13 protein-coding genes are annotated in these 14234 nt (G+C 70.5%); 5 read left to right on the top strand and 8 right to left on the bottom strand.

The window, feature by feature from the left end; genetic code table 11:
• Nucleotides 1-20 precede the first annotated feature (20 nt).
• From DSC45_RS29800 to DSC45_RS29815, 4 genes are all read right to left on the bottom strand, one after another.
• Nucleotides 21-1160, bottom strand: a complete 1140-nt coding sequence (locus DSC45_RS29800) for an acyl-CoA dehydrogenase family protein (protein ID WP_119295093.1) — start codon at nucleotides 1158-1160, stop codon at nucleotides 21-23.
• Nucleotides 1157-2359, bottom strand: coding sequence for an acyl-CoA dehydrogenase family protein (locus DSC45_RS29805; protein WP_119295094.1), 1203 nt, complete (start codon nucleotides 2357-2359; stop codon nucleotides 1157-1159). Before DSC45_RS29805 ends, DSC45_RS29800 begins: the two co-directional genes overlap by 4 nt.
• Nucleotides 2356-3324, bottom strand: coding sequence for an NADPH:quinone oxidoreductase family protein (locus DSC45_RS29810; protein ID WP_119295095.1), 969 nt, complete (start codon nucleotides 3322-3324; stop codon nucleotides 2356-2358). The genes DSC45_RS29805 and DSC45_RS29810 overlap by 4 nt, the downstream gene beginning before the upstream one ends.
• Nucleotides 3325-3420: 96 nt before the next feature.
• A complete protein-coding gene (locus DSC45_RS29815) occupies nucleotides 3421-4062 on the bottom strand; it encodes a helix-turn-helix domain-containing protein (protein WP_119295096.1) in 642 nt (213 codons plus the stop codon).
• Between the two features lie 113 nt (nucleotides 4063-4175).
• Here DSC45_RS29815 and DSC45_RS29820 point away from each other — a divergent pair, with 113 nt between their 5' ends.
• Nucleotides 4176-5084, top strand: coding sequence for an SDR family oxidoreductase (locus DSC45_RS29820; RefSeq protein ID WP_119295097.1), 909 nt, complete (start codon nucleotides 4176-4178; stop codon nucleotides 5082-5084).
• Nucleotides 5085-5113: 29 nt separating this feature from the next.
• Here the strand turns inward: DSC45_RS29820 and DSC45_RS29825 are convergent, their stop codons facing one another.
• Together DSC45_RS29825 and DSC45_RS29830 are read right to left on the bottom strand one after the other, a co-directional pair.
• Nucleotides 5114-5947 carry an enoyl-CoA hydratase/isomerase family protein gene (locus DSC45_RS29825; RefSeq protein WP_119295098.1) on the bottom strand — a complete coding sequence of 278 codons (834 nt, stop codon included), beginning with the start codon at nucleotides 5945-5947 and terminating at the stop codon, nucleotides 5114-5116.
• Between the two features lie 78 nt (nucleotides 5948-6025).
• The gene (locus tag DSC45_RS29830; RefSeq protein ID WP_119295099.1) at nucleotides 6026-6616 is read right to left on the bottom strand and encodes a dihydrofolate reductase family protein; all 591 of its coding nucleotides are present in this window, start codon (nucleotides 6614-6616) and stop codon (nucleotides 6026-6028) included.
• 405 nt (nucleotides 6617-7021) lie between these two features.
• Between DSC45_RS29830 and DSC45_RS29835 the strand changes: the two genes are divergently transcribed.
• Both DSC45_RS29835 and paaI read left to right on the top strand, forming a co-directional pair.
• Nucleotides 7022-9109: a prolyl oligopeptidase family serine peptidase gene (locus tag DSC45_RS29835; RefSeq protein ID WP_162929386.1), complete on the top strand. Its 2088-nt coding sequence runs from the start codon at nucleotides 7022-7024 to the stop codon at nucleotides 9107-9109.
• 251 nt (nucleotides 9110-9360) lie between these two features.
• Nucleotides 9361-9759, top strand: coding sequence for a hydroxyphenylacetyl-CoA thioesterase PaaI (gene paaI / locus DSC45_RS29840; RefSeq protein ID WP_119295142.1), 399 nt, complete (start codon nucleotides 9361-9363; stop codon nucleotides 9757-9759).
• A 45-nt stretch (nucleotides 9760-9804) separates the two neighbouring features.
• Here paaI and DSC45_RS29845 read toward each other — a convergent pair whose 3' ends face one another.
• Together DSC45_RS29845 and DSC45_RS29850 are read right to left on the bottom strand one after the other, a co-directional pair.
• A complete protein-coding gene (locus DSC45_RS29845; RefSeq protein WP_119295101.1) occupies nucleotides 9805-10536 on the bottom strand; it encodes a PIG-L deacetylase family protein in 732 nt (243 codons plus the stop codon).
• Nucleotides 10537-10659: 123 nt separating this feature from the next.
• The gene (locus tag DSC45_RS29850; RefSeq protein ID WP_162929387.1) at nucleotides 10660-11529 is read right to left on the bottom strand and encodes a glycine betaine ABC transporter substrate-binding protein; all 870 of its coding nucleotides are present in this window, start codon (nucleotides 11527-11529) and stop codon (nucleotides 10660-10662) included.
• A gap of 293 nt (nucleotides 11530-11822) precedes the next feature.
• Here DSC45_RS29850 and DSC45_RS29855 point away from each other — a divergent pair, with 293 nt between their 5' ends.
• Together DSC45_RS29855 and DSC45_RS29860 are read left to right on the top strand one after the other, a co-directional pair.
• Nucleotides 11823-13142: a hypothetical protein gene (locus tag DSC45_RS29855; protein ID WP_119295103.1), complete on the top strand. Its 1320-nt coding sequence runs from the start codon at nucleotides 11823-11825 to the stop codon at nucleotides 13140-13142.
• Nucleotides 13143-13179: 37 nt separating this feature from the next.
• Complete coding sequence (locus tag DSC45_RS29860) at nucleotides 13180-14226, top strand: transporter substrate-binding domain-containing protein (protein ID WP_162929388.1); 1047 nt, start codon at nucleotides 13180-13182, stop codon at nucleotides 14224-14226.
• The last annotated feature ends 8 nt before the right edge of the window (nucleotides 14227-14234 follow it).

Genomic DNA, 14234 nt, shown 5'->3' on the forward strand with positions numbered 1-14234 from the left:
CGGGCCCGGGGCGGGTGTCGTCAGGGGGCGGCGAGGTTCACCAGGCCGGCGATCACGTCACGGTGGTGGCCGGCGCTGCCGAGTGCCAGGGAGTCGGACTTGGCCCGCTTCAGGTAGAGGTGGACCGGGTGTTCCCAGGTCATGCCGATTCCGCCGTGCAGCTGCAGGGCCTCCTCCGCGACCCGTACGGCCACGGGTGCGCAGTAGGACTGCGCGAGGGAGACGGCGAGCGCCCTCTCGTCGCCGGCGGTGGCCAGGGCGTCGGCCGCATTGCGGGCGGCGGCACGGGAGTTGACCACCTCGAGCCAGAGTTCCGCCATCCGGTGCTTGAGTGCCTGGAACGAACCGACGGGCCGGTTGAACTGGTGGCGTTCACGGGTGTGACTGACGGTCTCCGTCAAACACCAGTCGGCGAGGCCCAGTTGCTCGGAGGCGAGCAGTCCGGCACCAGCCGACAGGCCTGTACGGACGGCGAGTTCGCTGACCTGCTCGCCGTCGGCGATGACGCGGGCAGGGGCACCGTTCAGTTCGACCACGGCAGTGGGGCGGGTCGGGTCGAGCACGGTCTGCGCGGTGACGGTCACCCCCTCGGCTCCGGTCTCGACGGCGTACAGGGCGCCGTCGGCCGGTATCAGCAGGGTGTCGGCGGCGACGGCGTCCGCGACGCCGGTGATCCTGCCGTGCAGTCGTCCGCCCTGCTGCCGCACCCCGGCGATCCGGGCGCCGGGCGCTGTGGTCCAGGGCAGGGCGAGTACGGCGATCCGGCGGCCTGCGGCGAGCTCGGTGAGCAGCTCGGCGGCCACCTCACCGAGACCCTGATCCGCCGCTCCCCCCTTCGTCCCGCCACTGAGCAGGACCTCGGTGGCGATCACCGCGCTGGTCAGATACGGGACCGGGGCCACGGATCGGCCCAACTCCTCGAGTACGACCGCTGCTTCGCGATGGGTGGCGCCCTGGCCGCCGAGTTCTTCGGGGACCAGGAGTCCGGCCAGGCCCATGTCGGCGCCGAGTGCCTTCCACAGTGCCGGGTCGTACGGTTCGTCCGTCTCGGTACGGGCGATCACGGAAGCAGGGTCGCAGCGATCGGCGAGCAACCCACGCAGAGCCGAACGGAGTTCGTCCTCGGTCTCCGAGTACAACAGGTCGGGCGTGGTACTCATCGGGCGAGGTCCTTCCATGCGACGTCCTTGTCGGTGCGCGGTTCGGACGGCAGTCCGAGGACGCGCTCGGCGACGATGTTGAGGAGCACCTCGCTGGTGCCGCCCTCGATGCTGTTGCCCTTGGACCGCAGGTAGCGGTAGCCCGCATCGCGGCCGGTGAAGTCGACGATCTCGGGTCGGCGCAGCGTCCAGTCGTCGTACAACAGGCCTTCCTCGCCGAGGAGTTCCACCTCGAGTCCGCTGATGCGCTGGTTGAGGCGGGCGAAGCCGAGCTTCATGCCGGAACCCTCGGGGCCGGGCTGCCCGGCGACGAGCTGCTGGCGCAGCCGCTCACCCGTGAGACGTGCCACCTCGGCCTCGACCCAGAGTCCGAGCAGACGCTGGTGGAGGTCGTGGGTGCGCAGTTCGGGGCGCTCTCGCCACAGCGCAACGGTCGGGGCGATCATGCCGCCCTCGCGCGGGATGCGGGATCCGCCGATGGCGACGCGCTCGTTCATCAGCGTGGTCTGGGCGACCTTCCAGCCGTCGCCGATCTCGCCGAGCCGCATCGTGTCAGGGATCCGCACGTCGGTGAGGAAGACCTCGTTGAACTCCGCCTCGCCGGTGATCTGGCGCAGCGGACGCACCTCGACGCCGGGGTCGGTCATGTCGCAGAGAAAGTAGCTGATGCCCCGGTGCTTGGGCAGGGCAGGATCGGTGCGGGCGATGAGGATGGCCCAGCGGGCGTTGTGCGCGTTGGACGTCCATACCTTCTGGCCGTTGACGATCCAGTCGCCGGCGCCCTCGCCCGAGGCGTCGTCGTCACGGACCGCGCGGGTGGCGAGCGCGGCCAGGTCGGACCCGGCGCCCGGCTCACTGAAGAGCTGGCACCACACCTCGTCACCGGTCCACAGCGGACGCAGGAGGCGCTTCTTCTGCTCCTCGGTGCCGAAGGCGAGGATGGTCGGGGCGGCCATGCCGAGGCCGATGCCGATACGGCGCGGATCGTTGTCCGGTGCGGCGGCGGCCTCCAACTCGGCGTCGACGACGGCCTGCAGGGCGCGGGCCGCGCCGAGCCCGCCGAGGCCTTCGGGGTAGTGCACCCATGCGAGCCCGGCGTCGAAGCGGGCCCGCAGGAACTCTTCGGGCGCAGTGGTCGCCGGCGGATACTCGGCGAGGAACTCCCTTGTCCTGGTGCGCAGTTCGGTGGCGTCGGTCATGCGGACGCCTCCCCGGGGACGACGGTGACGCGGCCGGTGGTGATGCCGTCGGCGACGCGCTGCACCGCGCCGGCCGCACCCTCGAGACCGACGCGTTCACTGATCAGCGGCCTGATGGAACCCTTGGCTGCCAGTTCGGTGAGCTCCTGGTGGCAACGGAGCACGGCCCCCGGGTCCTTCGTGTTGTACAGACCCCAATGCAGGCCGACGATCGCGTAGTTCTTCACCAGCGCGTGGTTGAGCGCAGGGGTGGGGATCGCGCCGCTCGCGAAGCCGACGACGATCAGGCGCCCCTCGAAGGCGATGCATTTGACGGACTTGGCGTAGGCGTCGCCACCGACCGGGTCGTAGACCACGTCGGCACCGCGCCCGCCGGTCGCCTCCTTGACGGCGCCGATGACGTCGTCCGAGCGGCGGTCGAGGACCAGGTCGCAGCCGAGTTCGCGGGCGGCCCTGGCCTTGGCCTCGCCGCCGACGACGCCGATGACCTTCGCTCCCGCGGCCTTGCCGAGTTGTACGGCGGCGCTGCCGACGCCGCCGGCCGCGGCGTGCACGAGGAGCGTCTCGCCCTCCTGCAGGTGGGCGCGGCGGTGCAGCCCGAACCATCCCGTCTGGTACCCGATGTGCAGCGCGGCGGCCTCGGAGTCGTCGAGCGAGTCCGGCGCCGGGAAGAGGCCGTTCTCCGGTGCCACCGCGTACTCGGCGAAGCCGCCGTGCGGCAGGGCCGCGGTGGTCATCACGCGGCGGCCGTCCGCGGTCTCGGCGCAGATCTCGACGCCGGGCGTGAACGGCAGCGGCGGACGCACCTGGTACTGGCCGCGGCAGAGCAGGGCGTCGGGGAAGTTGATGTTCGCCGCTCGGACCTTGACCAGGACCTGACCATCGCCCGGTACCGGCTCGGGGGTCCCCTCCAGCCGCATCACCTCGCCCGGCTCGCCGTTCTCGTGCACTCGCCATGCCTGCATGCGGGGCCTCCACGGAGGGATCGGAAGTCGTTGAGCCCGGCTCGGAAGCCTGACTTCTCCGCATACTAAGCGGTCGCTTGTCGGAGCGGAACAGTCTCAGCCGCGCTCTTCCTCACCCTCCTCGCCCGCCTCATCGCCGCCCCCGTCCGCCGTCTTCCGCCGAGCGGGCCGCGCTCGTACGTGCATCCGCTCGCCCTGCGGTCCGAACAGGCTCAGACACTCGACCGTCTCCTCGCCCGCGGCCCCGAACCAGTGCGGCACCCGGGTATCGAACTCGGCCGCCTCGCCGGGCCCGAGCACCACGTCGTGCTCGGCGAGCACGAGCCGCAGCCGGCCGGAGAGGACGTACAGCCATTCGTAGCCCTCGTGAGTACGCGGATCGGGGCTCGCTGCGGTCGGCGGCAGGATCATCTTGTACGCCTGAAGCCCGCCGGGCCGGCGGCTGAGCGGCAGCATGGTCCGGCCACCGCGAACGATGGGGCGGGTTCGGACCCGGGGGTCGTCGACCGGGGGCGCGCCGACCAGTTCGTCGAGCGGAACCTTGTGGGCGCGGGCGATCGGCAGGAGCAGTTCCAGGCTCGGCCTGCGCCCGCCCGACTCGAGGCGGGACAGGGTACTGACCGAGATCCCGGTCGTCTCGGAGAGTCCGGCCAGGGTCGCCCCGCGGTCCTTGCGGAGCCGGCGCAGCCGCGGGCCGACCTCCGCGAGGACCGTGTCGGTGGTGTCTTCGGTGTCCATGAAGACATCGCAGTTCCGGCAAGCGCGTTTGTCAATCCGGCCCTATGGACGTGGGTCGTGCGGTGAGCCGTACCCATGGCGGATTCGGCCCGCAGCGGGTAGGGATGGCGGCCATGACGGACCCTTCACGATCACGAGCCCGCGGGCTTCCCGCTCCTCCCCCGCTCGGCGCCGCCGCGCTCCCGCCCGGCACGTACGACGGATCAGTGGTCCTGGTGACCGGCGGGGGCACGGGACTCGGCAAGGCGATGGCATCGGAGTTCGCGCGGCTCGGGGCCACACTGGTGCTGGTGAGCCGCAAGGCCGGTCATCTCAGCGCAGCCCAGGAGGAGTTGGCGGCACTCGGCAGACGCGTCGTCACCGCAGCCTGCGACATCCGGGATCCCGGGCGTATCGCGGAAGCCTTCGATGTCGCGGAGGCCGAGTGCGGCCTGCCGGGCGTTGTGGTGAACAACGCGGCCGCCAACTTCCCCGTTCCGGCGGAGGAGATGTCGCCCAATGCGTGGCGCACGGTCGTCGACATCACCCTGAACGGCACCTTCCTGATGAGCCGTGAGTTCGCCCGCCGCCATCTCAGGGCCGGCACGCCCGGTTCGATCGTGAACGTCGGGGCCTCCTACGCCTGGACCGGCGGCCCCGGCTTCGCACACAGCGCGGCAGCGAAGGCCGGCGTGCAGAACCTTGTGGAGACACTGGCCGTGGAGTGGGGGCCGCACGGGATCCAGGTCAACGGCCTGGTGCCGGGGCTGATGCCGCACTCCGACATGACGTCGGCCATCAGCACCCAACTCGGGCGCACGGAGCACGACAAGGACGGGCTGCAGCCCGCACTCCGGGTGGGCTCACCACGCGAACTCGGCTGGGCGGCAACCTTCCTGGCTTCACCCTTCGCCCGCTTCATCTCGGGTCACACACTGGTGGTGGACGGCGCGAACTGGCAGCGCCGCCACGTCGTCGCGCCACCCGTGACGACCGTGCGGGAGCAGTTGGGGCTCGATGAGTTCGGCGCGAACGGCGGTTGAGGAGCTGGGAGTTCGAGGTCGGTGCCGGGTCACCGGCCCTCGAACGTCGCGCTGCGACGCGCCGCCTTCGCCGCGTACCCCTCGCGGATGTCGTCGGAGGCGAGGGTGACAGCGGCGGTGGCTGCGGTGTGCCGCAGGGCTTCGTCGAGTCCGGCGTCGACGAAGGCGTCGATGTCGCGCTTGATTCCCTGTACCGCCAAGGGGGCGTTGGCCGCGACCTGCGAGGCTACGACCCGCGCCTGGTGCTCCAGTTCGTCTTCCTCGGTGACCAGTTGCAGGAGTCCGAGCCGGTCGGCGACAGAGGCATCGATACGGCGGCCGGTCAGCGCGAGGAACTTCGCCCAGCCTGCGCCCGCGTCGCGGGCGATCCTCAGGTCGCCGCCCGCGTCGACGGCCACCCCCAACTGCGCCTCGGGCAAAGCGAATACAGCATCCTGTGCGGCGATCCGGATGTCGGCGAGCAACGCGAGCTCGAACCCGAAGCCGAGGCAATAGCCCTGCACGGCAGCCACGACGGGCTGCGGAAGGCGAGCGAAAGCACGGAACCTCTCGTGAGCCCAGCGCAGCCCCTCCTGGTAGTTGCGTATGCGCTCAGCCCCCGAACGGCCGGTGATGTCGCCACCCGGGGCCGTGACGTCGATGCCCGCACAGAACGACCGCCCCTCGGCCCGGAGCAGTACGGCCCGCACCGCGTCGTCGAAGCGGATCCGGTCCGCGACCAGGCCCAGCTGCCTGGTGGACTCCCAACTCCAGCCGTTCAGGGTGCGCGGCCGGCACAGAGTGACCACGGCGAGTCCGTCCTCGACGTCGAGCCGAATACGCTCCTCACCGGGTGCGACCTCGGTGCTCGTGGTGTCGAACATACGGCCCTCTCCCCAATTCTGACGTTGCGTCAGTTTACCGGCAGGGGCGATACACAAGAAGCCCTCAGCGCTCAGCCCTCAGCCCGCACCACGAGGGCGGTACGTGTTGATCAGGACACCCGACGGGGTCGACCGTGAGGCGGTCAGCGTCAGCCGGCACGGACTCGTACCGCCACCGAAGAGCTGCTTTCCGCTGCCCAGGACGAGCGGAAAGACCAGCAACCGGAACTCGTCGACGAGGTCGTACTCCATCAAGGAACCCACCAGCCCCCCACTGCCCAACACCACCGTCTCGCCCTCGGACCCGCCTTTGATCCGGCCGACCTCGCTCGCCAAGTCATCGCCCAGGACTCTGGAGTTCGCCCACCCCGGGTCCCTGAGCGTGCGAGAGGCCACGTACTTGGGCATCGCGTCCATCGCCGCCAGCGCGGGATCGCTCATACCGGCATACCGCCACGTCCCGGCGAAGATCTGGTAGGTCCTTCGCCCCAGGAGCAGCGCCCCGGCACCGGCCGTCGCCTCGCCCATGAACCGCTCCACCGTCTCGTCCACGTAGGGCAGCACCCATCCGCCCTGATCGAACCCACCGTCCCGGTCCTCGCCGGCCGACAGCACCGACTGCATGACCCCGTCCAGCGATACGAAATTGACCACGACCAGCTGTCCCATGCGCTGTTCCCATCCGTGTGCTTGCGCCTCACCGGGAAGGACCCCGCGCGGCGGCGCTACTCATCGGTCACGTACTCCCTCTGCGTTCTCGCATCCGCGGAACTCCGCACAGCACGGCACATCCGGCCGCGAGCGCTGCTGTTGCACACGATCACTTCACGCGGAAGCGGGACGGATGTCGCGCGGGCGGGACGGAGCGCGCGACACGTGTCGCGGGACGAGGAATCTCTGGCGTGCGTAGCGTTTCAACCGAGGCGAACAGCACCTCCGCGTTCTCTTTTCACCTGGGGCGCGAAGGGGCGTTTTCTCTCCGAACCTTGTCCGATACGGGGGCGAGCACGCACATGCCCACGGCCGCGGATGCCAGGGGCGTCGGGGCGTGTTCCAGAGGAGGCACACCGATCCATGAAACGACCACTCGACTATCCCGCCGCCCGCATCGAGGACGAACAGGAGACCGTCTGCGGCGTCAGCTTTCCCGACCCCTATCGGTGGCTGGAAGCCGACTCGGACGAAACGCGGGCCTGGCAGCAGGCGCAGAACCTCCTCACCGATCGGAACATCTCGCACTGGCCGCACTTCCCGCGCTTGCTGGAACTGGTCGACCACTGCACCGCGGACGGCAACGGTTCACCGCACTGGATGGTCGACCCCACCCCGGTCTTCGCCGGCGGACGCTGGTTCCGCCTCGACCGCGCTCCCCTCGAGGACGGCCGTACCTACCCGGAGGCCGCAGTCGTACGCGTCTCCCGTTCCCTCGAGGATGACGGCAGGGTCGTGTACGACCCTCGGCAGGACGGGACCGCGAGCGTCTCCTGGATCGCCCCCTCCCCCGACGGCACCATGGTCGCCCTGGGGGTCTCCCCGGACGGCGGGGAACTCTGCGAACTCCGCTTGTACGCCACCGACTCCGCGGAACGGCTGGCGGACCACATCCCGCATCCCCTCCTCGGCCGGCTGTCAGTCCCGCAGTGGACGCCCGACAGCGCCGGATTCTTCTTCGCCGCGGTGGGCGATGCCTACGCCTTTCCCGTGTACTACCACCGTGTCGGCACCGACACCCCTGACACCCCGGAACCGGTGGACGCCCCCGATGTCCCGCTCGTGCAAGTGGACCCAGCGGGCCGGTACGCCGTCGCCACCAGCGTGTGGGCCCTGCCGCGATACGTCTGCGACCTCCCGGCGCGCACCTGGCGTCCCTTCGTACAGGATGTCGACACCACGATGGTCGGCGTGATCGACGGCGACCGCTACGTCGCCGTCACGAGCCAGGGCGCGCCCCGGGGCCGACTGGTGGCCGTCGACTTCGACAGCCCCACGCCCGGCGACCCGTCCACCTGGCAGGAGGTCGTACCGGAGTCGGAGCGGGTACTGAGCCACGTGCGTCTGGTCGGCGGACGCCTCGTCGTCACCGGGTCCGTGGACACCGAAGCGCGGGCCTGGGTCTTCGACCGCAACGGAGCCGAGCTGGAATCCGTACCCCTGCCCGGGCCGGGCGCCTTCCCCAATGACGCGCTCCCGCACAACGCGCTGACACCCGACGGCCACCCGGACGAGTTCGTCTTCGTCCACTCGACCCCGCAGTCCTCCCCCGGCCTGTACCGCTACCGCCTGGGGTCGCGGCGGTTGGAGACCCTGCAGCCGCCGCGCGCCACCTTGCCGGGGACCTCGGTGTCGCTGCGCTGGGCCGACTCCCGCGACGGCACCCGGGTTCCGTACCACCTCGTCCTGCCCGCGGGAGCGAGCGGCGAGGAACCGTTGCCGACCCTGATCACCGCCTACGGTGGCGGCCAGGTGGCCTGGCCGCCGCAGTACCCGGGCCCGGTGGGTGCCTTCGTCGCCTCCGGCGGAGCCCTCGTCATCTCGCACCAGCGAGGAGGCAGCGATCTGGGAAGCGGCTGGGGCGCCGCCGGACAGGCCGGTGAGAAGCAGACCAGCTACGACGACCTGTACGCCATCGCCGAGCACCTTCTCGCCACCGGCGTGACGACCACCGACCTGCTCGCGGTCACCGGGTGGAGCAACGGGGGCATCATGGCGGGCGCGGCCTTCGCCCAGCGTCCCGATCTGTGGGCAGCCGTCGTCTCGCAGTGCCCGATTCTCGACCTGGTCGGCGGCCACCGTGACCCGTACGGCAAATTCGCCATCTCGCAGGAGTTCGGCAGCTTCGAGAGCCCGGAGGAAGTCCGCCGGTTGGCGGGGATGTCGCCGTATCAACTGGTCGATGACGACGGCCGCTACCCCTGGCTCTACGTCCACGCCGGCGCCATCGATTCGGCATGCCCTCCCGGTCAGATCCGCAAGGCTGTGGCGCGGATCCAGGCCGTGACCGGTCCCGACGCCTGGGCCCTCGTGCGCATCTGGGACGGCGTCGGACACGGCATGGCCTCAGGTCGATCCGAAGCGATCCTGCACACCACCTTCTGGCTGACCTTCCTCATGCAACGACTCGGCATGAGTCCGCCCCGTACGAAGGGAGCAGCGAACGGCTGAAACGGCCCTTCGGAGACACCGAGCGACCCACCCTCGCGACGGCCGGTACCTTCGTCCCCGCCGGGTACGTGGCCGAGCTCATCGGACACGGCCGGGCGGAACGGTCACGCCGCCGGCTCTCGCCGCACGTAACGGCAACCGCGTGTTTCCCCGCCATCGCCGGCCATTACGGTGGACCGACGCGTCGACGACACCACGGAGGCAGCCCTGTGAGCGAGGATCCGAACCCGGGAACCGATGCCGCGCGCCAGATGTTCGCCGCCGACAAGGCTTCGCATGGCATGGGTATCGAGCTCCTGGAGATCGCGGCCGGCACGGCCCTGGTTCGGATGACGGTGACGGCTGACATGACCAACGGTCACGGCACGGCCCACGGCGGCTACATCTTCGCTCTGGCCGACACGGCGTTCGCCTGCGCCTGCAACAGCCACGGCCCGGTCACCGTCGCGGCGGGTGCGGACGTCACCTTCACCGCTCCCGCGAAGGAAGGTGACGTACTGACCGCAGCCGCCGCCGAACGCTCCCGATTCGGCCGCAGCGGAATCTATGACGTGACCGTCCTCCGCGGCACGACAGTCATCGCCGAATTCCGTGGACGCAGCCGCACCATCGGAACCGGCACCGGCACCGGCACCGGCACCGGGCAGTAGCGGAAAGCACGGGGACAGCCGCGCCCGTCCCCGTGCGGACGCCCCTCAGCGGCCGAAGAGTTCGAACGTCACCGCAGGTGTGCCGCCGAACTGTTCCGCCGAGTCCGCCGTGGTCTCGGTGAGGAACTGCCGTACGTAGGCCTCGGGTTGTTCGTCGGTGAGTGCCTCGATGTAGGCGCGGTGCTCGAGCAGGGAGCGGACGGCGCGCTCGAAGCCGGGTTCGGCGGCCACCGCGTGGGTGGGGTTCGAGGAAGCGGCGACAGCTACCCAGCGGACGCCGTTCCAGGGTTCCAGACCCTGTTCGACGAGTTCCGGGAAGATCCACCGATTCCCCGCGTCGGCCGCCGCGTCCAGGGTGGCGCGGCCGACCGCGACGTGGTCGGGGGTGTTCCAGTAGACGCCGCCGAAGGTCTCGCGGTGGTTGAGCGTGATGATCAGTTCCGGGCGGTGGCGGCGGATCGCGGCGGCGATGTCGCGGCGCAGCGCGGGGCCGTACTCGATCACACCGTCGCGGTGGTCGAGGAACTCCACGTTCGACACGCCTACGACGGCCGCGCTGGCGCGTTGTTCGCGTTCCCGCACCGGGGCGCAGGTCTTCGGGTCGATGACGTCGATGCCGGCCTCGCCGCGGGTGGCGAGGAGGTAGGAGACCTCGCGGCCGCCGTCGGTCCAGCCGGCGATGGCGCCTGCGCAGCCGTACTCCAGGTCGTCGGGGTGGGCGACAACCGCGAGCGCGCGGTGCCAGTCCTCTGGCATGGGGGCGAGTTGGTCCGTCATGGGGGCAGATTATGCCGCGTTGCCCTGCTCTGTGGACCCCTCAGGGGCCGGTGGGCAAGCCCCCGGCGCCGGGGCTGAGGCGTAACCGGCCAAGCCCGAAGGGTCAGTTCGGCCCAGCTCGACTCAGATCGGGAGCCACTGCTTGACGAGGGGTTCGTTGTCGCCGATCCAGGTCTCCACCGCGCCGGTTTTGTGGTCCGCGCCGCCGGCGTCCTGGATCGCGGCCTCCAGCCCCTGCAGTTGATCCGGCGTCACGCGGAAGTTCCGCATCCACTCCAGTGCTTCGTTGTCGCGTCGGCCGTGGAACTTCCGGGAGACGACCGTGTGGAGCTTGTCGGGGTCGCCGAAGGCGTCGGCGGGGTCGTCGAGGTAGCGGATGTCGTACTTGGAGAACGCCCAGTGCGGGCGCCACATGCTCACCAGGACCGGGCGCTTCGCGGCGTAGGCGGTGTCCAGGGCCTGCAGCATGGTCCCGGTGTCCTTGGCCTTCTGGCGGTATCTGCCGGTCAGTCCGTACTCCGGGATCACCGACTTGTCGATGGTTCGGGTCTCACCCGCGGTCGGCTCGATGCCGACGATCGTCCCGTCGAAGAGGTCGGCGTGCTCCGGCAGATCGACCAGGGACTCGACCTCATCGACGTAGTCGGGCACGGCCAGGCCCAGATCGCCGGGTTCGTACCACGGGCCGAGGTCCACCATCGAGCCGCCGTACTGCGCCCACTGCTCGGTGTGGACGCTCGGCAGCCAGGCGTCCATGAAGACGTCGAACCGGTCCTCGGCCACGCCGCGGAACAGGTCGGGAACGGCGTCCTTCTGTACGGCGTCGACCTGGTAGCCCTTGGACTCGAGGAGCTGCTTCCACAGCTCGGTGACCGCGATGTCCTCGTCCCAGGCCACGTAACCGATGGTGATGGTTCCCCGGTCCTTCTGCGCCGCGGCCTTCGCCCGGCCCGGTTCCCCGTCGGTGCCGCAAGCGGTCAGGGACGCAGGCACCAAGGCCCCCGCGCCGATGACTCCCAGGAACCTGCGCCGATCCCACACGTGTGCTCTGTCTCCCCCGGTGGACATCCCGTCAGCCTAGTGCCCTTCGGGGTGGACACACTAGTGTTCCCAACTGCAGTACGGGGCGGGGAGCTTGGCGGGAACTGTCAAACAACATGGGGGAGGGCGCCGGTGTGGTGACGCCGACGAAAACGGGGGGCGCGTCCGGACCGGGCGCATCCGTGCAGGTGTCGGAGCCGATGGGGCCGCCCGCGCAGGCTGTTCCGGAACGGCGGCGCGGGAGGATGCGGATCGCGTCCTCCATGGTGTCGGGGGTCGTCGGGACGGGCTCGCCACCGGCCCGGCTACGGCTCGCGGGTCTGATCATGACGCTGGTGACCGTGCTCTTCGGAGCGCTGTTGGCCACGTCGGTGCACGAGCGTCAGACGGCGGCCGGGAATGTGGCGGAGCAGTCCGCGCCGCTGAGCGCGGACGCGGCGGAGATCTACCGTTCGCTGGCGGATGCGGACGCCACGGCGGCGGCGGGCTTCCTGCGGGGCATCGAGGAGTCCCATACGGACCGCGTCACGTACGAGGCCAATATCCGCACCGCTTCCCGGCTGCTCGCCAAGGCGGCGGCCCGCACCGGGGACTCCTTCGCCGCGCAGCGCCAGATCACCATCCTGAACAAGGAACTGCCCGGCTACACAGGCCTGGTGGAGGCGGCACGCTCCGCCAACCGGGAGAACAAGCCGGTCGGCAACTCCTATCTGCGGTACGCCTCGGAGCAGATGCGCTCCACCATGCTCCCGGCAGCCGAGGACATGTACCACGCGGAGACCCGGCGGATGGCCGCGATCCGCGCCGAGGCCACGGAGCCGCCCTGGGCCGCCTACGGTGCAGGGCTGCTCGTCCTGGCGGTGATCGGCTTCTGCTCCTACCGGCTCTTCCTGGCCACCAACCGGCTGCTCAACCTGGGGCTGGTGGCGGCGGCCGGAGCGGTGCTCGTCTCGTTGATCTGGCTGGCGGCAGGTCATGCCATGGCTCGCTCCTCCCTCGAGGACTCCGACGCCCACGGCTCGGCCTCGGTGCAGCTGCTCACCCAGACCCGGATCGCCGGCCTGAAGGCCCGCGGGAACGAGAACATGGCCCTGGTGGCGCGCGGGGAGGGCGCCGCCTACTCCCAGGAATTCGACTACTGGGCGGGGGCCATGGACGACCAGGACAAGGGGCAGCGACTGATGCAGCGCTCCGAGCAGCAGGCCGAGGACGAGGCCGGGCAGGATCTGGTGTCGGACGCCTGGGTGGAGCTGAAGGACTGGAAGAAGCTCCACGACCGGGCCCGCAAGCAGGACGACCGGGGCGACTACGAGGCTGCCCTGGCCCACACCATCGGCGGGAAGGCCGACGGCAGGACCGTCAAGGACACCACCGAGCGCCGCTTCGCCGCCGTGGACCGCAAGTTGGCCGCGGCGCTCGACCACGAGCAGCAGCAGTTCCAGGAGCAGGCCGAGAACGGACGCGGCGCGCTCACCGGGCTGCCTGTCGGTGGTTCGGTGCTGTGCCTGCTCGGCGTGGCCGGCGTGATCCTGGGCGTCGGCAAGCGGCTGTCGGAGTACCGGTGATGGCCGGGGGCGAGGCGGGATGAAGGAGGAGACGGCAGTGGCGAACGCAGGTGCGGGATCCGGCGGTTCGGCACGGGACGACGCGCCGCGGCGCGTACGGCGCCGCCTGGCCGGAGGGTGGGCCGCGGTGTGGCTGGCCGCCGCCGCGCTGGTGACGGTGCCCACGGTCAGCGGCGCCGCACCCCAGCAGGCGTCGACGGCTGGAGCGCGGCCCGCGGCGCCGGCGGGTGCGCCGGACCAGGCACCGCTGCAACCACCGTCCGCCGAGGGAGACTGCGACACCCGAGTGAGCCCGGACCCCGAGAGCGGCAGCCAGAACGGAGCAGCCGTCAAGAGGATCAAGGAACGAGGCGAACTGATCGCCGGGGTGGCGCAGAACAGCAAGCTGTGGAGCCACCGCAACGCCAAGGGCGATCTGGAGGGCTTCGACATCGACCTCGTCAAGCAGTTGGCCGACGCTCTGCTCGGCGACAGCGAGGCGGTGGAGTTCCGCACCGTCCCGATCGACCGCCGCCAACAGGCTCTGGAACACGGCGAGGTGGATGTGCTGGTGCAGGCCATGCCGATCACCTGCCGGTCCCTCGAGGGCACCCCGGAGGAGCCGGCCGTGGACTTCTCGAGCCCCTACTTCGAGACCGGGCAGCGCGTGCTTGTCCCCCAGAACTCCGACATCAGCGGCTTCAACCGCACCCTGAAGGGCAAGACGGTGTGCACCGCCTACGGCTCCACCGGTTACGAGCTGCTGAGCGGCGACGGCCAGGAGAAGTACGGCGCGTGGATGCGGGCACGGCCCGGCGCCCTGGACTGTCTGATGCTGCTTCAGCTCTCCCGGGTGGATGCGGTCCTGACCGACAGCGGGCTCGCCGCGGGTCTGGCCGACCAGGAGGACGGCACCCGCCTTGCCGGGCCGCAGATCGGCAAGGACTCCTACGGCGTCGCCGTCAAGCACGGGACGGACGACCTGCTGCGGGTGGTCAACGCCACCCTGGAGAAGGCCGGCAAGAGCGCCTGGCAGAAGAGCTACGACCGATGGCTGAAGGACCGGCTGGGCCCGGCCGATCCTCCGGCCCCGCAGTACGGGTGAGGCCCTGG

The organism is Streptomyces sp. YIM 130001, assembly GCF_003574445.1.
Classification (GTDB): Bacteria; Actinomycetota; Actinomycetes; order Streptomycetales; family Streptomycetaceae; genus Streptomyces.